Source organism: Massilia aurea (genome assembly GCF_024753205.1).
In the GTDB taxonomy this organism is placed as follows: Bacteria; Pseudomonadota; Gammaproteobacteria; order Burkholderiales; family Burkholderiaceae_D; genus Telluria; species Telluria aurea.
Genome location: NZ_JANUGZ010000003.1, coordinates 288,256 through 312,338 on the forward strand (window position 1 = coordinate 288,256; position 24,083 = coordinate 312,338).

General features: G+C 63.6%; 22 protein-coding genes. 5 read left to right on the forward strand and 17 right to left on the reverse strand.

The features are described from left to right. Positions 1–14: 14 nt before the first annotated feature. The 6 genes from NX775_RS11945 to rpsP all read right to left on the reverse strand — a co-directional run bounded on the left by NX775_RS11945 (position 15) and on the right by rpsP (position 3,979). Positions 15–974 (reverse strand): CobD/CbiB family protein, encoded by a 960-nt coding sequence (locus tag NX775_RS11945; protein WP_258836215.1) that lies wholly within the window; start codon positions 972–974, stop codon positions 15–17. A gap of 91 nt (positions 975–1,065) precedes the next feature. Continuing rightward, positions 1,066–1,731, reverse strand: coding sequence for a CoA pyrophosphatase (locus tag NX775_RS11950; protein WP_258836216.1), 666 nt, complete (start codon positions 1,729–1,731; stop codon positions 1,066–1,068). Positions 1,732–1,822: 91 nt separating this feature from the next. Continuing rightward, positions 1,823–2,215: a 50S ribosomal protein L19 gene (rplS, locus tag NX775_RS11955; protein WP_183553473.1), complete on the reverse strand. Its 393-nt coding sequence runs from the start codon at positions 2,213–2,215 to the stop codon at positions 1,823–1,825. Between the two features lie 135 nt (positions 2,216–2,350). Continuing rightward, the gene (trmD, locus tag NX775_RS11960; protein ID WP_258836217.1) at positions 2,351–3,112 is read right to left on the reverse strand and encodes a tRNA (guanosine(37)-N1)-methyltransferase TrmD; all 762 of its coding nucleotides are present in this window, start codon (positions 3,110–3,112) and stop codon (positions 2,351–2,353) included. 26 nt (positions 3,113–3,138) lie between these two features. Further along, on the reverse strand, positions 3,139–3,705 hold the full coding sequence (gene rimM / locus NX775_RS11965; protein WP_183549942.1) for a ribosome maturation factor RimM: 567 nt from the start codon (positions 3,703–3,705) through the stop codon (positions 3,139–3,141). Between the two features lie 25 nt (positions 3,706–3,730). Further along, positions 3,731–3,979, reverse strand: coding sequence for a 30S ribosomal protein S16 (rpsP, locus tag NX775_RS11970; protein ID WP_258836218.1), 249 nt, complete (start codon positions 3,977–3,979; stop codon positions 3,731–3,733). Positions 3,980–4,227: 248 nt separating this feature from the next. Between rpsP and NX775_RS11975 the strand changes: the two genes are divergently transcribed. Next, positions 4,228–4,641: an NINE protein gene (locus tag NX775_RS11975; protein WP_258836219.1), complete on the forward strand. Its 414-nt coding sequence runs from the start codon at positions 4,228–4,230 to the stop codon at positions 4,639–4,641. A 55-nt stretch (positions 4,642–4,696) separates the two neighbouring features. Here NX775_RS11975 and NX775_RS11980 read toward each other — a convergent pair whose 3' ends face one another. From NX775_RS11980 to NX775_RS12000, 5 genes are all read right to left on the reverse strand, one after another. Then, positions 4,697–6,487, reverse strand: a complete 1,791-nt coding sequence (locus NX775_RS11980) for an acyl-CoA dehydrogenase (RefSeq protein WP_258836746.1) — start codon at positions 6,485–6,487, stop codon at positions 4,697–4,699. A 110-nt stretch (positions 6,488–6,597) separates the two neighbouring features. Continuing rightward, positions 6,598–7,527 carry an electron transfer flavoprotein subunit alpha/FixB family protein gene (locus NX775_RS11985; RefSeq protein WP_258836220.1) on the reverse strand — a complete coding sequence of 310 codons (930 nt, stop codon included), beginning with the start codon at positions 7,525–7,527 and terminating at the stop codon, positions 6,598–6,600. 34 nt (positions 7,528–7,561) lie between these two features. Continuing rightward, positions 7,562–8,311, reverse strand: coding sequence for an electron transfer flavoprotein subunit beta/FixA family protein (locus tag NX775_RS11990; protein ID WP_258836221.1), 750 nt, complete (start codon positions 8,309–8,311; stop codon positions 7,562–7,564). Positions 8,312–8,532: 221 nt separating this feature from the next. Then, a complete protein-coding gene (locus NX775_RS11995; RefSeq protein ID WP_183553472.1) occupies positions 8,533–8,760 on the reverse strand; it encodes a sulfurtransferase TusA family protein in 228 nt (75 codons plus the stop codon). Between the two features lie 363 nt (positions 8,761–9,123). Beyond that, positions 9,124–9,450 (reverse strand): putative quinol monooxygenase, encoded by a 327-nt coding sequence (locus NX775_RS12000; RefSeq protein ID WP_258836222.1) that lies wholly within the window; start codon positions 9,448–9,450, stop codon positions 9,124–9,126. Between the two features lie 151 nt (positions 9,451–9,601). Here NX775_RS12000 and NX775_RS12005 point away from each other — a divergent pair, with 151 nt between their 5' ends. Further along, entirely contained in the window at positions 9,602–10,528 is a 927-nt protein-coding gene (locus NX775_RS12005; protein WP_258836223.1) for a LysR family transcriptional regulator, read from the forward strand. A 42-nt stretch (positions 10,529–10,570) separates the two neighbouring features. Here NX775_RS12005 and alaS read toward each other — a convergent pair whose 3' ends face one another. From alaS to NX775_RS12025, 4 genes are all read right to left on the reverse strand, one after another. Beyond that, positions 10,571–13,180: an alanine--tRNA ligase gene (gene alaS, locus NX775_RS12010; RefSeq protein WP_258836224.1), complete on the reverse strand. Its 2,610-nt coding sequence runs from the start codon at positions 13,178–13,180 to the stop codon at positions 10,571–10,573. Between the two features lie 72 nt (positions 13,181–13,252). Then, positions 13,253–14,908: a flagellinolysin gene (locus NX775_RS12015; RefSeq protein WP_258836225.1), complete on the reverse strand. Its 1,656-nt coding sequence runs from the start codon at positions 14,906–14,908 to the stop codon at positions 13,253–13,255. A gap of 94 nt (positions 14,909–15,002) precedes the next feature. Continuing rightward, complete coding sequence (gene ugpQ / locus NX775_RS12020; RefSeq protein WP_258836747.1) at positions 15,003–15,755, reverse strand: glycerophosphodiester phosphodiesterase; 753 nt, start codon at positions 15,753–15,755, stop codon at positions 15,003–15,005. A gap of 14 nt (positions 15,756–15,769) precedes the next feature. After that, positions 15,770–16,120 (reverse strand): DUF1294 domain-containing protein, encoded by a 351-nt coding sequence (locus NX775_RS12025; RefSeq protein ID WP_258836226.1) that lies wholly within the window; start codon positions 16,118–16,120, stop codon positions 15,770–15,772. A 774-nt stretch (positions 16,121–16,894) separates the two neighbouring features. Between NX775_RS12025 and NX775_RS12030 the strand changes: the two genes are divergently transcribed. Continuing rightward, a complete protein-coding gene (locus NX775_RS12030; protein WP_258836748.1) occupies positions 16,895–17,317 on the forward strand; it encodes a DUF3597 domain-containing protein in 423 nt (140 codons plus the stop codon). A gap of 60 nt (positions 17,318–17,377) precedes the next feature. On the opposite strand, the gene NX775_RS12035 is transcribed toward NX775_RS12030, so the two are convergent. Beyond that, entirely contained in the window at positions 17,378–18,427 is a 1,050-nt protein-coding gene (locus NX775_RS12035; RefSeq protein WP_258836227.1) for a serine endopeptidase, read from the reverse strand. Between the two features lie 128 nt (positions 18,428–18,555). Continuing rightward, positions 18,556–19,617 carry a tryptophan--tRNA ligase gene (gene trpS / locus NX775_RS12040; protein WP_258836228.1) on the reverse strand — a complete coding sequence of 354 codons (1,062 nt, stop codon included), beginning with the start codon at positions 19,615–19,617 and terminating at the stop codon, positions 18,556–18,558. A gap of 299 nt (positions 19,618–19,916) precedes the next feature. Here trpS and NX775_RS12045 point away from each other — a divergent pair, with 299 nt between their 5' ends. Further along, positions 19,917–22,244: a family 1 glycosylhydrolase gene (locus NX775_RS12045; RefSeq protein WP_258836229.1), complete on the forward strand. Its 2,328-nt coding sequence runs from the start codon at positions 19,917–19,919 to the stop codon at positions 22,242–22,244. A gap of 56 nt (positions 22,245–22,300) precedes the next feature. Beyond that, a complete protein-coding gene (locus tag NX775_RS12050; RefSeq protein ID WP_258836230.1) occupies positions 22,301–24,070 on the forward strand; it encodes a cation:proton antiporter domain-containing protein in 1,770 nt (589 codons plus the stop codon). The last annotated feature ends 13 nt before the right edge of the window (positions 24,071–24,083 follow it).

A 24,083-nucleotide genomic window follows, 5' to 3' on the forward strand; every position in this document is an offset into this window, starting at 1 on the left:
CCCCCTCCTCTGCCCTAGCGCAGCCAGGCCACGCTCGAGGTCAGCAACAGCAAAATCATCCACAGAATCAGCGCACGCCACACGAGGCCGACCGTGCTTTGCAGCGCGCGGATCGTCGGTTCTTCGCCCGGCAGGATGTCCGTTTCGCTGTCGCTCAGGTCGACCATGGCGGCGTCCGCCGGCAACAATTGTGGGGCATTTTCGTTGGGCGTGCCAAGCCGCACGCCCATCGCACCGCCGCCCGCCGACAGGATGATGCCGCGCGCTTCGTCGACCCACCGGTTGGCGAAATTGCGCCACGCATAGACGGCGTCTTCGAAATTGCCCACCACGGCGAATGCCACCGCCGTCAGGCGCACGGGCATCCAGTCGATCCAGTAGAACGCTTTGGCGGCAAACTCGCCGAACGCTTCGTTGCGCATATGATCGGGCTCGTTCCATGCACGCGACAGGTATTCCGAGACGCGGTACATCACGGCGCCGGCCGGGCCCAGCGGCATCAGAAACCAGAAGAATACGCCGAACACATTGCGGTGCGTCGTGATCAGGGCTTTCTCGACGGCGATTCGGGTAATCTCCGTGCTGTCCATGCCAACCGTGTCGAGCCGCGTCCATTCGGCGAGCAGCGCGCGCGCACGCGGCTCGTCGCCGGCGTTGAGCGCGAACTGGATCGACGTAAAGAAGTGGCTGTAATGACGAAACCCCATCGTCAGGTAAATGATCAGTACATTCCAGGCGAAAGCCAGGAAGATCAGGTTGTAGTGCATGAACACCCAGTAGACCAGCCAGGTGGGCAGCATCAGCGCACCCATCATCAGCAACCATCCCATGCGGCCATTGGTCTGCTCGCCGGCATTGAACCAGGTTTCGATGCGAATCGTCAGAACCTTGATGGCGCCGTACACCTGGTTGTCCGCGCGCAGTGGTTTCAGTTGCTCGAAAAGCAGCGCGCACAGGATGGAAAAGAATGTCATTCAGGAACCCTTTTTTGTTATGGCAATACGACTGCCCCGTTACGATAGCGGAGAAGCACGCCAGAATCAAATTTCGGGCAATAACATTCCCTTAAGCCCGCAGAAAGTGGAACAGGTTGCGCAGCATGGCAGCCGTTGCGCCCCAGACAAAATACTGCTCGTAGGGCATCGTGTAGAAGGCCCGGCTGCCGCCCTGTGGCAGGTTGATTTCGCGCCGCTGGTGATGCTGGCCGTCCATCAGCCAGGCCAGTGGCACTTCGAATGCTTCCGCTACTTCGCCAGGATCCACTTGCAAGGTGAACGGTGGCGCAACCATGGCCACGACTGGCGTGACGCGGTAGGCGCTGATGGTGGCGTAGTCGGGCAGCACGCCGATGATCTCGATGCGGTGGCGCGACAGGCCGATTTCTTCTTCGGTTTCGCGCAGCGCGGTTTCGATGGGCGACGAATCGTAGTCTTCCGAGCGGCCACCGGGAAAACTGACCTGGCCGGCGTGGCTCGTCAGGTGGTCGGTGCGGCGCGTGAGCAGGACCGTCACGCCCTCAGGCCGCTCGACCAGCGGGATCAGCACGGCGGCGCGGCGAAACGGCGCGGCCAGGCGGTCGTCGGTCTCGGTCGAGATTTCCGGCTCCCAGGCCAGGGTTTGCGCAAAGCGCTGGCGCAGCGCCGTGGGACTGAGCCGTGCGGGCGCGAGCGCGGCCTCGCCGGCCAGACTGATCACGGGCAACTGGGTGGGGTCGAACACGAGCTTGGCCAAAATAACGTTCTTTCAATAACGCTGCGGATAGTAAAAAAGGCATCCTTGCGGATGCCTTTTTATTAGCAAAGGTGCTTGCGCACGAAAGCTATTACTCAGCTGCAGCTGCTGGCGCTGCTTTGACGCGACGCTGTGGCAGTTTTTCTTTGATACGCGCCGATTTGCCCGAACGCTCACGCAGGTAGTACAGCTTCGCACGACGCACATCGCCACGACGCTTGACTTCGATCGAAGCGATCAGCGGCGAGTAGAGTTGGAACGTACGCTCGACGCCTTCGCCGGAAGAGATCTTGCGAACGATGAAGTTCGAGTTCAGGCCACGGTTACGACGGGAAATCACGACGCCTTCGTATGCCTGGGCACGCTTGCGGGTGCCTTCGACGACGTTGACGCTGACGATAACGGTATCGCCAGGTGCGAAATCAGGGATCTTGCGGCCGAGGCGCGCAATTTCTTCTTGCTCGAGTTGTTGAATCAGATTCATTTTTATGACTCCATAAACCATCTTGCCGGCGCTACCTTCGCCCAGTAGAGGATGGGGTTGAACAACGGGCGACGTGCCCGCTTTTGCATGCGTCTTGCAACGCATATTCGTTACGCGTCTTGCGACGCCACATTCTTATTCGGCAGGTTTGACCAACCCTGCCAGAAACTGTTCGTCCTTCTTGGTCAGCTGGCCGGCAGCGCGCGCCGCGTCCAGCAGATCCGGCCGCTTCGATGCGGTGGCTTCCAGCATGCGCTGGCGGCGCCACTTGACGATCTCGGCGTGGTTGCCACCCATCAGGACAGGTGGCACCGGTATGTCTTCGTACACGTCAGGCCGCGTATAGTGCGGCGAGTCGAGCAAGCCGTTGACGAAACTGTCTTCGACAGCCGATGCATCGTCGCCGAGCACGCCGGGAATCAGGCGTACCACGGCGTCCATCAAGGCCATCGCCGGCAATTCACCGCCCGACAGCACGAAGTCGCCGAGAGAAATTTCCTCATCGACGCAGCGATCGAGCAGGCGCTGATCCACCGCTTCGTAGCGACCGCACAGGATAACGAGACCGGGCTCGTCCTTCAGTGCCATCGCGCGGGCATGGGTCAGTGGCTTGCCTTGCGGCGACATGAACACCACGCGCGGGCTGGGCAGACCGAGGTCTTGCTGGCGCGCCTTCGCAGCATCGATGGTCGCTTCAAGCGGCCGTGCCATCATCACCATGCCGGGACCACCGCCATACGGGCGGTCATCGACGGTGCGGTGACGGTCTTGCGTGAAATCGCGTGGATTCCAGAGATGCAAGCCCCAGCGTTGCTGCTCGAACGCACGGCGGGTGACCCCGGACTGCGTCAATGCGGCAAACATTTCCGGGAACAAGCTCACGACGTCAAATTGCATCGGATCTCAAGCCCACGTGGACGGGTTCAAAAATCGAGACCCCAGTCCAGGGTAATCAGTTTTTGGTCGAGGCTGACAGTCTTGACGAACTGGTCGACGAACGGCACGAGGCGCTCGGGGGCCTTCTCGTCTGACGACGGATCGGGCACCGGCACGATGCGCAAAATCGATTGCGCGCCATTGCTCATCATGTCGGCCACCTTGCCCAGGGCTTCACCCTGCAGGTTGACCACGTCAAGCCCGATCAGATCGGACCAGTAATACTCATCTTCTTCGAGCGCGGGAAACGCGCTGCGTGCGATCTGTACCGTGGCGCCCTTGAGCGCTTCGGCAGCATCGCGGCCCTGCAGGCCAACCAGCGTGGCGACGACATCGCCGCCATGCAGTTTTGCACTGCGCACCGTGACGGCGTGCAGAGTCGGCTTGCTGACCCACCAGGTTTTTACGTTCAGCAGCGCATCGGCGTCAGCGGAGTGCGGCGTGACACGAATGCCACCGACGATGCCATAAGCACCGGACACATACCCCACTTCAGCCAGATCGGCGGGAACCGAAGTTCCCGTACCTGCGTTGCTCGCTGCTGAATCGTTCAAACCTGCGTACCTTGCTTAATAAAAATTAAGCAGCTGGCTTTTGCTGGGCGACCAGGCGAGCGACGGTTGGCGACAGTTGCGCGCCAACGCCTTCCCAGTGAGCCAGACGGTCAGCAGCGATACGCAGGCTGACTTCAGCGCCCGATGCCATCGGGTTGTAGAAACCGATACGCTCGATGAAACGACCATCGCGACGATTGCGCGAATCAGTTGCAACGATGTTGAAGAACGGACGCTTTTTTGCGCCACCACGAGCCAAACGAATAACGACCATAATATTTCCGAAAAAGTTGTTCTGGACGGAGAAAGTCGACGATTATAGCGCGCGACACCGAACAGCAGCAAGCGTTAATGATACAGGGCGCGCAGTCCCAGGAGAATCAACCATTATCACCGATTTCGCGCCATACCGCTACCAGCCATCTGCCCTATTGGCCTGGAATACGCTGTCAGTCGCCGAAAGCGTGCCATTCGCGCCAATCTGGACGATACTTTGGCTTTCCTGAACGATTGACAACATCCATGGCTGCTGCGCACAAGAACAAGACTGTCGCTACCCTGCTCGCCCTGCTGCTGGGTGGCTTTGGTATCCACCGCTTTTACCTGAAGCCAGGCGCGGACCGCATCGGCCTGCTGCACCTGTGCTGCCTGCCGGTTACGGGGATCCTGTACGGCGCGGTCAAGCCGCATCCGTTCTATATCGTGCTGCCGTTATTGGTGTCGTACATCGCCGGCTTTGTCGAGGCGCTCGTGATCGGGCTGACGCCGGATGAGAAGTGGGATGCCCAATACAACGCGCACAGCGGGCAGCAGACGCACTCGAACTGGGTGCTGGTGTTGCTGCTGGTGGTGACGATGCTGGTGGCGACGACCGTGTTGATCGGGACGATCGCACGGTTGTCGGATGTGGTGTACACGGGTGGCGCGTACGGGTAACAAAAAAGGCAGCCTGCAGGCTGCCTTTTTGTTACGGCCAATGCGAACTGTTCCGTTAGAACTGCTCGATCTCCAGCGCCAGCACGCCTGCCGCGCCATTGACGATCGACGTGCGCAGCCCCGGTGCCTGCGACAGGATGTGGTCGGCAAAGAAGCGCGCCGTGCCAATCTTGGCGCGGTAGAAGGCGGCATCGCCCTCGCCTGCGTCGAGCCGCTTCTGCGCAGCCAGTGCGGCGCGCGCCATCTGCCAGCCGCCCAGCACGATGCCAGCCAGCTTCAGATACGTGACGCTGCCGGCAAACACCGCCTTCACGTCCGTCCTGATATTGGCCACCACATACTCGACCACTTGCTCGAGCGCCGCGCTGCCTTCTTGCAGGCGCTGCGCGATGGCCGTGAAATCGGCGTTCTGCGCCTCGCCCAGCTGGCGCTCGACATCGCGGATCTGCGCGATCAGCGCCCTGGCCACGGCGCCGCCATCGCGCACCGTCTTGCGGCCCACCAGATCATTGGCCTGGATCGCCGTCGTGCCTTCGTAGATGGTCAGGATCTTGGCGTCGCGGTAGTGCTGCGCTGCGCCCGTTTCTTCGATGAAGCCCATGCCGCCATGCACCTGCACGCCGTCGCGCGCGACCTGCTCGCTCATCTCGGTCGCCCAGCCCTTGATGACCGGGACCAGGTATTCATAGATGGCCAGGTTGGCCGTGCGCGTGGCTTCGTCCGGATGGTGATGGGCCAGGTCGGACAGCGCCGCGCCGACGTACGCCAGCGCGCGCGCCGCTTCCGTCTGCGAACGCATCGACATCAGCATGCGGCGCACGTCCGGGTGGTGGATGATCGTCACCGGACCGCTTGAGCCCGCCACGTCGCGCGACTGGACGCGGTCCTTGGCAAAGGCCACGGCACCCTGGTACGCATGCTCGGCCAGGCCGACGCCCTGGATGCCCACGCCGAAGCGCGCTGCATTCATCATGATGAACATGTACTCGAGGCCACGGTTTTCTTCGCCGACCAGCGTGCCGACGGCCCCGCCGTTGTCGCCGAACTGCAGTACGGCCGTTGGACTGGCCTTGATGCCCAGCTTGTGTTCGATCGAGACGCAGGCGACGTCGTTGCGCGCGCCCAGCGAGCCATCGTCGTTGATCATGAACTTGGGCACGATGAACAGCGAGATCCCCTTCACGCCCGGCGGCGCGTCAGGCGTGCGCGCCAGCACCAGGTGCACGATGTTCTCGGTCATGTCGTGATCGCCATACGTGATGTAGATCTTGGTGCCGAACAATTTGTAGGTGCCGTCGCCCTGCGGCTCGGCGCGGGTGCGCACGGCGGCCAGGTCGGAGCCGGCCTGCGGCTCGGTCAGGTTCATGGTGCCGGTCCAGCGGCCCGACACCAGCGGCTCGAGGAAGCGCGCCTTTTGCGCGTCCGAACCGGCGGTGAGCAAGGCCTCGATGGCGCCGTCAGACAACAGCGCTACCAGTGCGAACGACAGGTTGGCGCCGTGCAGCATCTCCATGCACGGCGTGGCCACGAGCTTGGGCAAGCCCTGCCCGCCGAAGTCCTGCGGATGCTGCACGCCCTGCCAGCCGGCCTCGGCGTATGCTTTGAACGCCTCGCGGAAACCCTTGGTCGTGGTAACGACGCCGTCTTTCCAGTAGCTCGGGTCCTTATCACCCACGCGGTTGAGCGGCGCGATCACGTCGCGGCAAAATTTCGCGTTTTCTTCCAGGACCGCTTCCACGGTGTCGGGCGTCGCATCTTCACAGCCGGGCAGCGCATTGATCTCGGCCAGGTTGGCCAGTTCGGTCAGCACGAACTGCATGTCTTTCAGCGGGGCGTTGTAGCTCACCATTGTCTCCTGAATAAATTCTTATGCAAAAAAAACGCCGTTCCTGCAGAGGCGGGAACGGCGTCATTGGCGGCTGTCGGCGCGGCGTACAACGACGCCGCGCCTGGCGATCAGCCCAGTTCCTTGACCAGTTCCGGCACTGCCTCGAACAGGTCGCCCACCAGGCCGTAGTCGGCGACCGAGAAGATCGGCGCTTCCGGATCCTTGTTGATGGCGACGATGACTTTCGAGTCCTTCATGCCGGCCAGGTGCTGGATCGCGCCGGAGATACCGACGGCGATGTACAGCGTTGGCGCGACGATCTTGCCCGTCTGGCCAACTTGCCAGTCGTTCGGCACGAAGCCGGCGTCGACGGCGGCGCGCGATGCACCCATCGCCGCGCCCAGCTTGTCGGCCAGCGGCTCGAGGATCTTGAAGTTGTCGGCCGAACCGATGCCACGGCCACCCGAGACGATCACCTTGGCGGCGGTCAGTTCCGGACGGTCCGATTTGGCCAGCTCGCGGCCCACGAAGCTCGACGTGCCCGCGTCTGCCACGGCAGCGATGGCTTCGATGGCGGCCGAGCCGCCAGCGGCTGCGGAGTCGAACGCCGTGCCGCGCACGGTGATGACTTTCACGCTGTCGCTCGACTGCACGGTGGCAATCGCGTTACCGGCGTAGATCGGGCGCTCGAACGTGTCGGGCGCATCGACCTTGGTGATCTCGGAGATCTGCGCGACGTCGAGCTTGGCGGCCACGCGCGGCAGGATGTTCTTGCCGTAGGCGGTGGCTGGCGCGAGGATGTGCGAGTAGCTGCCGGCGATCGCCAGGATCTGCTCGGCCACGTTCTCGGCCAGGCCGTCGGCGAAGTGCGGCGCGTCGGCGACCAGCACTTTCGAGACGCCCGCGATCTGCGCAGCAGCTTCGGCAGCGGCGCCGCAACCCGAACCGGCGACCAGGATGTGCACATCGCCGCCGCACTGGACAGCTGCGGTGACGGTGTGGTGGGTAGCGCCCTTCAGGGAGCCGTTGTCGTGTTCAGCAATGACTAATGCGACCATGTTGATTCCTATCTTGTAAGTAACGACAAACGGCTCAGATGACTTTGGCTTCAGTGCGCAGTTTCTGCACCAAGGTGCCCACGTCCGGAACCTTCACGCCAGCCGAGCGCTTGGCTGGCTCGACGACTTTCAACGTCTTCAGGCGCGGTGCCACGTCCACGCCCAGGTCTTCCGGCTTGATCGTCTCGAGCGGCTTTTTCTTGGCCTTCATGATGTTCGGCAGCGTCACGTAGCGCGGCTCGTTCAGGCGCAGGTCGGTGGTGATGACCGCAGGCAGCTTGAGCGCCACGGTTTCCAGGCCGCCGTCGACTTCGCGCGTCACGGTGACCTTGTCGTCCTCGAGCACCACTTTCGACGCGAACGTCGCTTGTGGCCAGCCCAGCAGTGCGGCAAGCATCTGGCCAGTCTGGTTCGAGTCGTCGTCGATTGCCTGCTTGCCCAGGATGATCAGCTGTGGCTGCTCCTTGTCGGCCAGCGCCTTCATGATCTTGGCCACGCCCAGCGGCTCGGTGTCGCCCGCGGTCTCGACCAGGATGGCGCGGTCGGCGCCGATGGCCAGGCCGGTGCGCAGAGTTTCCTGGCACTGCGGCACGCCGATCGACACTGCCACCACTTCGGTAACCTTGCCGCCTTCTTTCAGGCGGGTCGCCTCTTCCAGCGCGATTTCGTCGAACGGGTTCATCGACATCTTGACGTTGGCGATATCCACACCACTGTTGTCGGACTTGACGCGAACCTTGACGTTGTAGTCGACCACGCGTTTGACGGGTACCAGGACTTTCATAGGGTGCCTTTTAAAATGAGATGGAGACAGACTAAAGTGGCTCAGATTATATGAGAAATCGGGGCAACGGGCCAAATTAAAGCACGAGCGTGCGATTTTTTAGTAGAGGAAAACACCTAAAGTACTCGGTCTGTCATGAATTCGGGGAAAACAAACGGGGCACGGACCCCGGCACAGCAACGGTGCGCGCCGTGTCGACAGGCGCGACACGGCGGTTTCTTTTACTTGCGGCGCATCAGAAACGTGAACTCGCCGTGTTCAAAGGTGTGAGCCAGCAGTGCATTGCCGGTCTGTTTGGCAAACGCCTGAAAGTCGCGCACGGAGCCGGTGTCGGTGGCCACGATACGCAACACCTGGCCACTCTCCATTTCGGCGAGCGCCTTCTTCGCTTTGAGGATGGGCAGTGGGCAATTGAGCCCCCGCGCATCCAGATCTCTCTGGAATTCCATGGTGTCGGTGTCAGTGTCGAAAATGATGTCGCTCATCGCATTCCTGATCAGTAAGGAGGGTGCTGGAACTCGAATACTACTCCAATTCCCACAGTATGACGCAGCGCACCAAAATAGTCATAGATTGTTGCGAGCCTGCAACCCAGTGTTAAAAGCTTGACGAACTGCTACCGAGTCTGTACTGGATGCTCACGAAAAAGCACTATGGTGGTGCATCATGCGAACAAGATGCGACCCAAATCGGCGCGCGCAATAGACGGTCAGACAATCCGGCGCAATAAACTGGGAGGCTGCTCCGATTGATGCGTCGATGTGCGGGTCAATGGATGTCCGACAGTCGGATTCGGGCCTGGATTGCACCCGTCAACCCAACAACGTCCGCCCTGCCGACTCCGACAGGTAAATTTCACGGCGCACAATGCGCAGTGTGAACGCTTGCTCCAGCATGGCCAGAAAATCAGGACTGCCGAGGTGACTATCCAGATCGGCTTGCGTCGCCCACCCTTCGGTCAGATGAAACACGTTGGCCTGCTTCAGGTCTTGCGAAGCGCTGTAATACAAGCAGCCTGGTTTGCCAGCGATCTGGTCGACCGACGCCGTCGCGATGCGTGCAAACGCCGCAGCGTCCAGTGGATCGATTTCATAGGTGCCGACCAGGCTGACAAAGCGTTCAGTCGTCGAGGTGTTCATAGTGGTTCCTGTCATGGTAAAACCCGGGGCACGAACGTGTGCGCTTGGGGTCGACCCGTGCAGTCTGATCGCTGACTGCCTGCACGAGAACCCATGCTGCGCTCATATCATTTATGCTCCTGCTGCATAAAGTGAATTCACGCGGGCAGGAATGGATAAATTGTTGTGGATGCGCTGCTTCGTGCGCGCCGTCGAAACCGGTAGTTTTTCAGCCGTCGCGCGGGAGCTCGGGATCGGGCAACCGAACGTCAGCCGGCATGTGGCGGCACTGGAAAAGTCGCTGGGTACGCGGCTATTGCACCGTTCGACGCGGCAGATGGTTGCCACCGCCGAGGGTCAGCGCTACTACGCGCAAGCGCGCCAGGCACTCGACATCATCGGAGAAGCCGAAGCGCAGGTGCATGGCCAGACAGATCCGCATGGACTGCTGCGCATTGCTTGTCCGGAGAGTATCGGCACTGAACTCCTGATACCCGCCCTGCCGGATTTTCTGCAGCGCTATCCGCATGTCGATGTGGAGTTTCGGCTTGGAGACGCGTACATCGATCTGGTGGCCGAAGGCATCGATATCGCCATACGAGGTGGCAAGTTACGTGACAGCACCCTGCGTGCGCGGTGCGTCGGTCAATCCGCGCGCATCTGCGTGGCAAGCAGGACGTATCTGAAACAACGTGGCACACCGCTGGAACCCGGCGACCTGGCTGCGCATGACTGCCTTGTGTATACCTTGCTGGCAGCCGGCAATGACAGCTGGCCGTTCAGGGACGGCGATCGTAAGGTCAGCGGGCGCGTGCGGCTCAATAGCCTGGACGGCATCCGGCGCGCCGTCCTGAACGACCTGGGGATCGCCTACCTGCCTGCCTGGATGGTGACCAAGGAACTGCAGAGCGGCGAACTGGTAGCGTTGTTGACCGGGCATGGGGCGCCGCCGGTGCCCGTCAATGTGCTGTATTCCGCAGAACGACGCCTGCCCCGGCGTGCAGCGGTTTTCATTGATTTTATTGCGCAGGTGCTTGCCAAGGTTCCGGGACTCAACAGCAATAAGGTCGTTCCCACGCGTTTAACCTGCCCCAAATAAAAACGCCGCCCGAAGGCGGCGTCGATATTGCAGGCGGCGTGCTTACGCGCGCTCGCCCACCCAGCCCGCCACGCCGGCCAGCGCTGCCGGCAAGCCCGATGGGTCGGTACCGCCGGCCTGCGCCATGTCCGGACGCCCGCCGCCCTTGCCGCCCACCTGCTGGGCCACAAAGTTGACCAGCTCGCCGGCCTTGACCTTGCCGGTGGCATCCTTGGTCACGCCTGCGATCAGGCTGACCTTGCCTTCGAGGACGCTTGCCAGCACGATCGCGGCCGTGCCCAGCTTGTCCTTGAGCTTGTCCATGGCTTCGCGCAGCGTCGCCACGTCGGCGCCTTCCATCGTGGCTGCCAGCACCTTGATGCCGTTGACGTCGATGGCTTGCGCGATCAGCTCGTCGCCCTGCCCCGAGGCCAGCTTCGACTTCAGTGCAGCGACTTCTTTTTCGAGCAGCTTCACCTGGTCCTGCACCTGGCCAATGCGGCCCGTCAGTTCGTCAGGATTGGTCTTCAGCGCGCCGGCCGCTTCGATCAGCTTGCGGTTGATCGATTGCACCAGGGCCAGTGCGCCTTCGCCCGTGACGGCTTCGATGCGGCGGATGCCGGCAGCGACGCCGCCTTCCGACACGATCTTGAACAGGCCGATGTCGCCGGTGCGGGTCACGTGGACGCCACCACACAGCTCTTTCGAGGTACCGATGTCGAGCACGCGCACGGTGTCGCCGTATTTTTCGCCAAACAGCGCCATGGCGCCGTGCTTGACCGCATCGTCAAACGACATATTGTGCGATTGCGTCGCGTGGTTTTCGAGGATCTCGCGGTTGACGATGGTCTCGACCTGCGTGATCTCGTCCAGCGTCAGCGCCTGCGGGTGGCTGAAGTCAAAGCGCGTCTTGTCAGGATCGACCAGCGAACCTTTTTGTGCCACGTGCGTGCCCAGCACTTCGCGCAGCGCCTTGTGCATCAGGTGCGTTGCCGAGTGGTTGCGGATGGTGCGCGCGCGCTTGGCCGTGTCGACCTGTGCGTCGACCGTTGCGCCGACCTTCAGCGTGCCTTCGCGCAACACGCCGTGGTGACCGAAGACGTCGGCCTGGATCTTGAGCGTGTCTTCGACTTCGAAGCGGATGGCGCCGTCGCCAATCACGCCCTGGTCGCCCACCTGGCCGCCCGACTCAGCGTAGAACGGCGTCGTGTCGAGCACGACGATGCCAGCCTGGCCAGCGGTCAGTTGCTCGACCTTCACGCCGTCGGCATACAGCGCCAGCACGTGCGTGTTGTGGGCCAGCGAATCGTAGCCGACGAACTTGGTTTTTTCGCCCGCGTACTCGACGTTGGCGGCCATCTTGAACTTGCCAGCGGCGCGCGCCGTCTTCTTTTGCTGCTCCATCGCGGCGGTAAAGCCCGCTTCGTCGAGCGTGATGCCACGTTCGCGGCAGATGTCGGCAGTCAGATCCAGCGGGAAGCCGTAGGTGTCGTACAGCGTGAAGGCGGTGCCGCCGTCGAGGTTCTTCGGATCCTTGGCCAGCTGGGCTTCGAGGATCTTCATGCCGTTTTCCAGCGTCTCGCCGAAGCGTTCTTCTTCGGCCTTGAGCACTTGCGCCACGCGGTCCTTGGCCGTGCGCAGTTCGGGATAGGCTTCGCCCATCTCGATGTCGAGGTCAGCCACCAGCTTGTAGAAGAATGGCTTGGTCTGGCCCAGCTTGTGGCCATGACGCAGCGCGCGGCGCACGATGCGGCGCAGCACGTAGCCGTGCCCTTCGCTGCTCGGGATGATGCCGTCGACGATCATGAACGATGCAGCGCGGATGTGGTCGGCGATGACCTTCAGCGAATTGTTGTCGAGGTCAGGTGCCGCGGTTTCGCGGGCAGCGGCCTTGATCAGGTTCTGGAACAGGTCGATTTCGTAGTTGCTGTGCACGTTCTGCAACACGGCGGCCAGGCGCTCCATGCCCATGCCGGTGTCGATCGACGGCTTCGGCAGCGGGGTCAGCGAGCCGGATTCGTCGCGGTAGAACTGCATGAACACGAGGTTCCAGATTTCGATGAAGCGGTCGCCGTCTTCTTCGGCCGAGCCCGGTGGGCCGCCCCAGATGTCGGCGCCGTGGTCGTAGAAGATCTCGGTGCACGGACCGCATGGGCCGGTATCGGCCATCTGCCAGAAATTGTCGGATGCGTAGCGCGCGCCCTTGTTGTCGCCGATGCGGATGATGCGCTCTTTCGGCACGCCGATCTCGTTGGCCCAGATGTCGTACGCTTCGTCATCCTCGAAGTACACGGTGATGGTCAGCTTTTCGGCTGGCAGCAGGTAGACCTTGGTCAACAGCTCCCAGGCCAGCTGGATCGCATCGCGCTTGAAATAATCGCCGAAGCTGAAGTTGCCCAGCATCTCGAAGAACGTGTGGTGACGCGCCGTGTAGCCGACGTTTTCCAGGTCGTTGTGCTTGCCGCCGGCGCGCACGCAGCGCTGCACGGACGTCGCGCGCGAGTACGGGCGCGAATCCAGGCCCAGGAAGACATCCTTGAACTGCACCATGCCACTGTTGGTCAGCAACATGGTCGGATCGTTGCCCGGCACCAGCGGGCTGGAACGCACGATGGAATGGCCTTTGGATTCAAAGAACTTGAGGAACTTTTCGCGGATGTCGGAGGATTTCATGTCTGATCGTTGGGCGGAGTGAGGCAGCGTGCCTATAAAGGAGCGATTATAGCCTAGCTCCCCGATCCATTCTCAGCGCAGCAGGCTCAGGATGGAGCGTGGTTGCCCATTGGCCTGCGCCAGCATCGCCGACGCCGCCTGTTGCAGGATCTGCGTGCGGGTCAGCCGCGCTGTGTCACTGGCGTAATCGGTATCCTGGATGCGCGAGCGGGCCGCCTGCATGTTCTGCGAACTCGTCTCAAGGGCGCCGGCGGCCAGGTCCAGCCGGTTGCTCGAAGCGCCGGTGCGTACGCGCTGCTCGTTAACAAACTCCAGCGCCCGGTCGATGGTCAGCAGCGCCACGTTTGATCGTGTCATGTCGAGATTGGCCAGGCCCAGGGCGCGCGCATTCATCGACGAGAATTGCAGGTCGATCAGGTCGCCGGCACTGTCGCCGGCCTGCACCTGCACGCGCCTCACGCCGCTGGCGCCGCCTTCGTCCGGGTAGACGACATTGAAACCGGCCAGGCCGTCCGCGGCATTGCTCGTCCCGCTGGCGGGCACGACTGCGCGGGCATCGCGCGCGGGGCCGCCATCGGCATCCAGGCCCCCGATCGCGCCCGTATCGGCATTGGTCAGATTCATTTTTGTATTGATAAATTGTTCGCCATTGGCGCCGAAGTCAGCCAGGAACGCGGCGTTGCTGGTGTACACGCCGTTCGACACGGCATTGAGCGCCGCGTCGAGGTTGGCGGACTGGTTGTTGTTCAGGTATTGCATGATGCCCTTGATGCCACCCTCCACGCCCAGGCCCTTCATGCGGTCGTGCAGGTAGCGGCTGGCGGCATACCCGCCTTCGTACGTAAATCCGCCGCCAGCAACCGTGGCGACGACGCCCGCGATGCTGCCGGCGCCAGCCAGCCGTTCGTCGGCGCCGTTGATCAGTTCAGCCGTGCCTTCGACGAACCACTGCGGCAGTGCGCCCATGTTCATCGTGCGGCCCATCACGGCGTGCACCATTTCGTGGGCGACAATACGGTCACTGTAGAGCGGCGCGCTGCCACCGTCGGGGGTGGGCGCGGTGCCGAAGTCGGCCATGTCGATATTCAGGTGCAGATTGTTCAGCTTGCCGCCGGACGACGTGCCGGACACCGAGGCGAGCACGTTATAGCCACCATCCGTGGTGTCGAGGTTGACAGTCAGTCTGGCGCCATCGCCCATGAGTCCGTAATGCTGCTTGATCAGGTCTTCGGCCGAACTGAGCCAGCCGGACTGCAGGCCATCGAGCACGGCGCGCCGCCGTTCGTCGCCGCCGATGCTGACAGTGTCCTGCGAAAACACCGCTTCCCCGTTGAAGCTGGTGTCGGTACCCACTTGCGTGATGTGTTGCAGCAGCGCCTGCGTCTCTTTCTGCAGCGCCCCGCGATCACCATCCGTGTAGCTGCCGTTGCCGGCGGCCACCGCCATCTCGCGCAGGCGTTGCAAGGTATCGGTGACGCTGGCCATGGCGCCGTCGGCCACCTGCAGCATCGACGTCGCGTCGCTCAGGCTGCGCAGCGCCTGGCTGGTGCCGCGCAGGTTCGACGTCAGTCGCGACGTGATTGCCTGCCCGGCCGCATCGTCGGATGCGCGGTTGATGCGCATGCCGGAGCTCAGGCGCTCGACGAGCTTTGCCTGCCCGGTGTCATGCGTGCGCATGCTCCGCTGCGTACTGAGCGACAGGGTATTCGTCGAAATGGAAAGCGCCATGGTGGCAACACCGTCAGGGTGATCGTTCCTTCTTAACGTCACCCCTCCCCTGTTACTTGAGGTCGCAGTGTAAATATAGTGCCTGGCCTTGTTATCAGGCGAAATCGGGCGTGATCAGGTCGATGCGGTCGGTGCAGAAAGCGTCCACACCCCACGCCAGCAGTTCGCGCGCGCGGCCGGCATCGTTGACGGTGTAGCAGAACAGGCCGTAGCCGGCGTCCTTGACGGCGCGTGCCTGCTGCCGGCTCAGGTGCAAGTGGTTGGTATGGATGGCGCGCGCGCCGAGCGCCTGCGCCCGCGCCTGCCAATCGGCGCCGAGCGCGCTGATGAGACAGGCGCGCGGCAGGGTCGGGGCCGCCGCCTGGGCCGCGGCCAGTGCGACGTCGCTGAATGACGACAATAACGGCAACGCGGCCGGGTCGCCGGACGCGAGCGCGTCAGCGAACAGCGCGGCTGCCATCTGCGCCACGACGCAGCCCGTCTCCGGTTCGTAGCCGGGCGCCGGCTTGATCTCGATATTCATCCAGATGCCGTGGGCCATGCACAGGCGCGCAAAGGCGTCGAACAGTGGCACCGGCTCGCCCGCGAACGCCGGGCCGAACCAGCTGCCGGCATCCATCGCGGCCAGATCCAGCGCATCGTGCTCGAACACGCTGCCGCTGCCCCGGACCGTGCGGCCCAGGCCGGGGTCGTGCAGCACCACCGCGACGCCGTCGCGTGCCAGCATGACGTCGAACTCGATCGCGCGAAAGCCCGCCGCCATGCCGCAGCGCAAGCCGGCCACCGTGTTTTCGGGCGCGAGCGTGCCGCCGCCACGGTGCGCGAGGATGCGGGGCCACGGCCACACGGGATCGTTTTTCATCATGCGGCGTTCGGTTGACCGAAACGGTAGGCAAGGAATGCGAATACGGCCAGGTTCAGCGCCACCGTTGCCTGAAACTTCCATTGGAACGATTGCTTGCTGGTCTTGTGGCGCAGCCACTGTTGCGCCAGCACGGCGCCGGGCCAGCCACCGATCAGACCCAGCAGCAGGAGCGTGGCTTCCGGCGTGCGCCAGGTGCTGGCGCGCGCAGCCGACTTGTCCATCGCGTAGGCCACGAAACAGGTCAGGCTGGTGACGAGATAGGCGGCGCCGACGACCTGGGACATGTTCCAGGCCAGGCTGGCAAACAGGTACAGGAGGAGGAACACGGCGAGCGGGACGTAGGGCATGCCGACAGCTTACCGGTCGCGGCACTGTCGTGTCCACTTGGCAAATAGATGCAGCGCTACCCTTTCCTGCGTAACACCCACGTAACGATCACAGAGCGCAGAGCGCAGAACGCAGATCACAGAGCGCAGATCGTTGATGATCGATGCACCGTGGGTTCGTCATCGTACAGAGCGGTACATATCAAAACGCCTACGCTGGTCATCCATCCCGGCAATCACCCAGCAGGAGAACACATGGCTTTTGATTTAGGTAATTTGTTGCAGCAATATCTTGGTGGCGCAGGCGCCGCCAGCACCAACGGCAATGCTGCCGCCGACTTCGACCAGGTAGCGCAGAACGCGCCCCGGGCCAGCGTCGCGCAAGGCATCGCGAGCGCACTGCGCTCCGACCAGACCCCACCGTTCCCGCAAATGGTCAGCCAGCTGTTTGGCCAGAGCGACCAGAACCAGCGCGCCGGCATGCTGAACAGCTTGCTGGGCGGCGCAGGCGGCGGCGTGCTGTCATCGGTCGCCGGTGGCGCACTGAGCAAGATCTTCGGCAACAATGTGCCAACGCAGGTCACGCCTGAACAGGCAGCGCAGGTCTCGCCAGAGCAAATACAGGAACTGGCTGAAAAAGCACAACAGCAGAATCCCGGCATCGTCGATCGCATGAGCGACTTCTACGCCGAGCATCCGACGCTGATCAAGGCAGCCGGGGGCGCCGCCCTGGCCGTCGCACTGGGCTACATGGCAAACAATATCCGTAATCAATCACCAGAAAAGGAGGGTCCCGTGGGTATCCTGAGCAACATCTTCCATAAAATTTTCCCAGGCAAAAAAGACGCAGCACCGGCGGCAACGCCAACGGCTGCACCTGCTGCCCCGACCGCAGCACCGGCAGCACCAACGGCCGCCGCACCAGCAGCAGCGCCAGCGCCAGCAGCAGCGCCAGCCCAGCCAGTCGACGTCGAGCAAGTCCTGAACGGCATGCTCGCCTCGTCGGGTCAGCAACTGAACTGGCGTTCGTCGATCGTCGACCTGCTCAAGCTGCTCGGTCTGGACAGCAGCCTGCAGTCGCGCAAGGAACTCGCCGCTGAGCTGAGCTACACGGGCGACATGAACGATTCGGCCAAGATGAACATCTGGCTGCACCGCCAGGTCATGAACAAGCTGGCGGCCAATGGCGGCAAGGTGCCAGCTGACCTGCGTGACTGATACCCCGTAGCGCGCACTCCACTAAACCGCAACCGGCCCCGCCGGCTGCGGTTTTTTCATTCAGTCTTCCAGTGTCGTGTTGGCCGCCGCGCCGCACGCGAAGCAGAAGCGCGCAAACGCATTCTTGCGCGTTGTGCAGGCAGTGCAGCGGTTGAACAGGCCGATGCCACAGTGCGGACAGAAATCGTTCTTGCCATCCTTCAGGTCGACCGCCCGCTCGCACCCGGGACACAGGCTTTTCGCCAGCCGGGTCTGGGCCACGTCATAGCGCATCCCCTGGCGCCGCTCGGCATCGGGCAAGGCTTCGGCCAGTTTCTGGCGCGCCAGGTATCCCTGCAACCACCGGATCGCATAGCGCCCCGCAACGACCGTCAGGATGATGCCGACGATGTAGCGCACGTACCCGCCATAGCTCGGCAGATACGGCACCAGCTCGAAAAAGAACGTGAATAGCGCAAACAGGATGAAGCCCCAGGCGAACGGCCAGTCGGGCGTCTTGCGCTTGTGCTTGAACAGCCAGCCGGCCACCAGCAACAGCGGCAGGGTCAGCGCGAGCCGATAGCCAAACACGCGAAGATCGCGCGCAGTCTGCGCTTCAAACAACGCCGTCTCGGCAGGCTCTTCCAGCGCACGCCAACGGTTGCCGGCGCGCTCCCCGGCCTGGGTTGCATCGAGCAGCGTCTGCTGTTCAGCCTCGACTGCTGCAAGCGCCGTGCGCTCGGCGCTTGCGAGCGCATCGAGTGCTTCGGTACGCTTGATTAATTCCGGATCCTGCTCGGGCCGCGCCGTTACCTGCCGCGTCGCCAGCCAGTTGCCGAACGTCTCGCGTGCCGAGGCAGTATTCGCGCTGGCCACCGTGTGCTTCTGGGTCGCCTGCTCCAGGCGCGACTGCGCCTGTTCCTGCGCTTTGTGCGCTGCTTCCCGCTCGGCTTGCACGCTGGCCAATTGGGCCGGGTCCATGAACTGCTCGAGCGTCAGTGGCTCTTCAACATCGCGCACGTTCTGCACGATCAGGCTGCCAAGCCCGATCAAAAAGCCGGCAAACACGAACGCAACGAGCCACAGGGCGCGCTGCATCCATTTTTCAGTCAGGCGCAAGCCTTTGCTCATGATGCACTCCCGGTTGATGGACAAGCACGCAGCTTGCCATCCCCGGGGGCTTTCTACTACTCACAGTTACGATAGCCTTGCGCTGCGCTACCACCGGCATCGCCGCGCGATACCGGTCAGACGCAAGATCAGAAGTACGACAGCCCCAGCGCCTTCTTGACCTCGTCGGTCGTCGCCGCCGCGACTTCACGCGCCTTCATCGTGCCTTCCTTCAGCATCTGCATGACGTAAGCCGGGTCTTTCGCGAACTCTTCACGGCGCGTGCGGATCGGCGCCAGCATGTCTTGCAGGATGCCTTCGAGGCGCTTCTTGACGATGCTGTCGCCCAGGCCGCCGCGCTGGTAATGCGCCTTCATCTCGGCCAGGCCATCCTTGTCGGTATCGAACGCGTCCAGGTAGGTGAAGGCGACGTTGCCTTCGATGTGGCCCGGATCGGAAACCTTCAGGTGCAGCGGGTCGGTGTAGACGTTCCTGACGGCGGCGCGGATCTCGTCAGGGCTGGCGCCCAGGTTGATCGTGTTGCCCAGCGACTTGCTCATCTTGGCCTTGCCATCGATGCCCGGCAGACGCCCCACTTCGGGCACAAAGGCCTTGGCTTCGACCAGGATGTCGCGCCCGACGATGCGGTTGAACTTGCGCACGATCTCGTTGCACTGCTCGATCATCGGAATCTGGTCTTCACCCACCGGCACCATGTTCGCCTTGAATGCGGTGATGTCGGCAGCCTGACTGGCCGGGTAGGTCAAAAAGCCCGCCGGGATGTCGCGCTCGAAGCCACGCAGGACGATTTCGGCCTTGACGGTCGGGTTGCGCTCGAGGCGCGCGACGGTCACGAGGTTCAGGTAATAGAACGTCAGCTCGGTCAGCTCGGGGATTTGCGACTGGATGAACACGGTCGTCTTGGCCGGATCGATCCCGACAGCAAGGTAATCGAGCGCCACTTCGACCACATTCCGGTGTACCTTACCCAAGTCATCCATATTGTCGGTCATGGCCTGCGAGTCGGCGAGCATGACGAACTGACGGTATTGATGCTGGTAAGCCACGCGATCGCGTAGGCTGCCAACGAAGTGGCCCAGGTGCAGCGGGCCCGTCGGCCGGTCACCGGTGAGGATGATCGAGTTGGCAGCCGGCGTTGCTACGGCAGCGGTGGCAGTATCGGTAGAAGTATTTGAAGTAGGCAGTGTCATCGAGGTTCCTGGTTCTATGCCCCGATCGCTGCGTATCAACAATGAACGCCGCCTGAATCGAGGCGGCTATGAAATGCACATCATTTCCCGTGGCCGCGCGCTGTCAGCGGCGCCACCAGGAAAGAAGAATTGGATGTGCTTTCGGAAAGATCATGGACCGCATGGTTGCAGGTTGCCGCCGCGCTGTCAACCGCCACCCGGTCCGTGACTCGGCAGCAGGGCTCTCCCAACACAGCATAGATCAGTCAGAGCACTTCAGGTCGACCAGCTAGTTGCAATAATATTAAGGAACCAACGCCATGAACAAGAGCACGAACAGCCAGAATCACCAAGACCACCAGGACCACCCCCTCGAACTGTGGGGCGGCCTCGAATGCACCGTCAACCGCGTGCAGGACGCCTATTTCAGCCAGCTCGACCGCAACGGCCACACCGACCGGCCGTGCGACATCGAGCGCTTCGCCGGCCTGGGCATTCGCGCTATCCGTTATCCGATCCTGTGGGAACGCACGGCGCCGGATGGCCTCGAGCACGCCAACTGGCACTGGCCCGACGAACGCCTGAACGCGCTGCGCGCCGCCGGCGTCACGCCGATCGCCGGACTGGTCCACCACGGCAGCGGGCCGCGCCACACGAGCCTGGTCGACCCCGGTTTTGCAGAGGCACTGGCCGACTACGCCGGCGCCGTCGCCGCGCGCTATCCCTGGCTCGAGTACTACACCCCCGTCAACGAGATCTGCACGACGGCGCGCTTTGCCGGCCTGTACGGCGTCTGGTATCCGCACGGGCGCGACGACCGCACGTTCATCCAGGCGCTGCTGAATCAGTGCCGTGCCACCGTGCTGTCGATGCGCGCGATCCGCGCCGTCAATCCGGCTGCCAAGCTGATCCAGACCGACGATCTCGGCAAGACCTACAGCACGCCCGAACTGAGCGACGTCGCCGAGTTCTACAACGAGCGCCGCTGGCTCGGCTGGGACCTGCTGTGCGGGATGGTCGTGCCCGACCACCCGTTGTGGAACTACCTGCTGCGCAATGGCGCCGATGCCGCCGAGATCCTCTGGTTCCGCGACAACCCGTGCCCGCCCGACATCATCGGCTGCAATTACTACGTCACGAGCGAGCGCTGGCTCGACCATCGCCCGGAGCGCTATCCGGCGCATCACCGCGGCATGGCCGACGACCTCCCGTGCGCCGACGTCGAAGCCTCGCGCGTGCTGGCCACGCCCACACCCGGCATCGCCCCGCTGCTGCAGGAGATCTGGGAACGCTACGGCATCCCGCTGGCGATCACCGAAGCGCACATCGACGCCAACCGCGAAGACCAGCTGCGCTGGCTGCTTGAAATCTGGGAAGCCGCGCAGGGGTCGCGCGCCAACGGCGTCGACGTGCGCGCCGTGACCGTCTGGGCGCTGCTCGGGTCATTCGACTGGAACTGTCTCGTTACCGCAGAGAACGGCTATTACGAACCGGGCCCGCTCGACGTGCGCTCGCCGCTGCCGCGCCGCACCGCGCTGGCCACGATGATGAATGAACTGGCTGCCGGCGAGCCGCTGTCGCACCCGGTGCTGCGCGCGCAGGGCTGGTGGCGCCGCCCGGGCCGCTTCGTCTGCCAACCCATTGCCACGCCAGACACGGTCACGTCCACCGCCACCGACGGGCACCGCGTGGTCGACACGAGCGCCCCGCCGATCCTGATCCTGGGCGCCACCGGCACGCTGGGCCGCGCCTTTGCCCGCATCTGCGAAAAGCGCAACCTGGCGCACCGCCTGCTGTCGCGCCAGGACATGGACATCGCCGATCAGGAATCGGTCGAGCGCGCACTGGCCCGCTACAAGCCATGGGCCGTGATCAATACCTGTGGCTACGTGCGCGTGGACGACGCCGAAAACGAACTCGAGCACTGCATGCGCGAAAACACCGTGGGCGCGGCGACGCTGGCCGCCGCCTGCGCGCAGCATGGCATCCACCTGACGACGTTCTCAAGCGACCTCGTGTTCGATGGCAGCAATGAGCGGCCGTATGTCGAATCCGATCCGGTCGCGCCGCTGGGCGTGTACGGGCGCAGCAAGGCCGAGGCCGAGCGCGTGGTCCTGCTGAATCACCCGGGCGCGCTGGTCGTGCGCACGAGCGCCTTCTTCGGACCGTGGGACGAGCACAACTTCGTCACCCAGGCGCTTGCTGCGCTGGAACGGGGTGACCCGTTCGTCGCGGCCGGCGACCTGACCGTGTCGCCGACCTTCGTGCCCGACCTGGTGCATGCGTGCCTGGACCTCGCGGTCGATGGCGAAGCGGGCATCTGGCACCTGGCCAACCAGGGCGAGCTGACCTGGGCCGAGCTGGCGCGCCGCGCGGCCGAACTGGCCGGCATCGATGCAGGCAGTCTGGAATCAAAACCGGCCGAGGAATTCGGCTTCACGGCGCCGCGCCCGCGCTATTGCGCGCTCGCCAGCGAACGGGGCGCGCTGCTGCCGACGCTCGACGATGCACTGCGCCGCTACATCGACCTGCGCAATGCCGACCGTGACGAACGGCGCGAGCTGGAGGCAGAAGCCGAACGGCGCCAGGACGTGGCGGGTGGCGAGCGCCAGGCCGAACTGGATGAGGCCATCCACTCGGGGACCTGACCGGTCCGTGTGGTAGGGTTGGCGCTCGCGCCAACCCTCCACGAACAGGTACTACCGTGAACGACCACCACGCTTTCCCCTTCCTGCGTGAAATCCTGCTGTTCCTGATCCTGGCCGGCATCCTCATCCCTACCCTGCAGCGCCTGCGCATCAACCAGGTGCTCGGCTTTCTCGCCGTCGGCGCCCTGCTCGGCCCCTTCGGCCTGGGCGCGCTGGCCCTGCACACGCCGTGGCTGTCGTTCCTCACCTTCCCCGCTGGCCCCGGCATCTCGATGCTCGCTGAAATCGGCGTGCTGTTCCTGATGTTCATGATTGGACTCGAGCTGTCGGCCGCGCGCCTGTGGTCGATGCGGCGCTGGGTGTTCGGCGCCGGCACCGCGCAGGTCGCGGCCAGCGCCACGCTGATCGGCGCGGCCCTGTATCTGTATGGCTTGCCGGGTCAGGCCGCTGTCATCCTCGGCCTCGTACTCTCGCTCTCGTCCACCGCCGTTGTCATGCAACTGATGAACCAGCAGCACAGCACCGGCACGCGCCTGGGCCAGGCCGCCTTCGCCGTATTGATGCTGCAGGATCTGGCCGTGGTGCCGATCCTGATCCTGATCGGCGCGCTGGCCAAGGGTGCCGGCGACGGCAACGACGCGCTGCTGCTGGCCGCCATCACGCTGGCCAAGGCCGCCGGCGCGATTGCCGTCATCTACCTGGTTGGCGGGCGCGTCGTGCATCCGCTGTTTCGCGCCTTTGCCCGCCAGCGCCAGCCCGACGTGTTCATGGCGCTGGTGCTGCTCGCGACCTTCGGCATCGCGGCATTGTCGGCCGCCGCCGGCCTGTCGATGGCGCTGGGCGCCCTGATTGCCGGCCTGCTGCTGGCCGAGACCGAATTCAAGCACGAGGTCGAGCTGATGGTCGAGCCGTTCAAGGGTCTGCTCATGGGGCTGTTCTTCATGACGGTCGGGATGACCATCGACACCGGGCAGATCCTCGATGCCCCGCTGTGGCTGGCCACTTTTGTTCTCGGGCTGGTGCTGATCAAGGGCATCGTCGTGGCGCTGCTGTTCCGGATTGGCGGCCTGCCGTGGGGCCGCGCCGTCGAAGGTGGCCTGCTGCTGGGCCAGGGCGGCGAGTTTGCCTTCATCGTCATCGGCTATGCGGCCACCAGCGGCGTGCTCGATCCGGCGCTGGGCGCGCGCGTGATGCTGGCGGTCGGCCTGTCGCTGTTCATCACGCCGCTGCTGGCGCGCCTGGGCACGGCCATTGGCGACCAGCTGGAAACGCGCGGGGATCAGCTCGCAGCGCAGCACGATCATGCCGCCCTGAGTGCGGTGCGCGGTCAGGTCATCATTGCCGGCTTCGGCCGCGTCGGCCAGCAACTGGGCAAGCTGCTTACTGCGCAAAAGATTCCATTCGTGGCATTCGAAACCGATGCGCGGCTGGTGGCGCAGCTGCGCGCCGACGGCTGGCCGGTCTGGTTCGGCAACGCGGCGCGGCCCGAGCTGCTGCGCCGCGTGCACGCCGACGAGGCGCCTGCGATCGTGCTGACGATGGACCAGCCGCTCGCGGCGCTGCAGGCCGTGCACGGCATCCGGCGCGAATTCCCGCACGTGGCGTTGTTTGCCCGCTCGCGCGACGAGAAGCACGCGCGCGACCTGCGCCTGGCCGGCGCCTCGGTCGTGGTGCCCGAAACGCTGGAAGCGAGCCTGCAGTTATCCAGCTTCGTGCTCGGGGCGATGGGCCTGGAAGAGCGCACGATCGACGCCATCGTCGACCGTGAACGCGCACTGTCCGCGGCCGCCCAGCTGGCCCCGCAGCCCATGGCCGGCCCGTTATAATCGGCGCTTCATG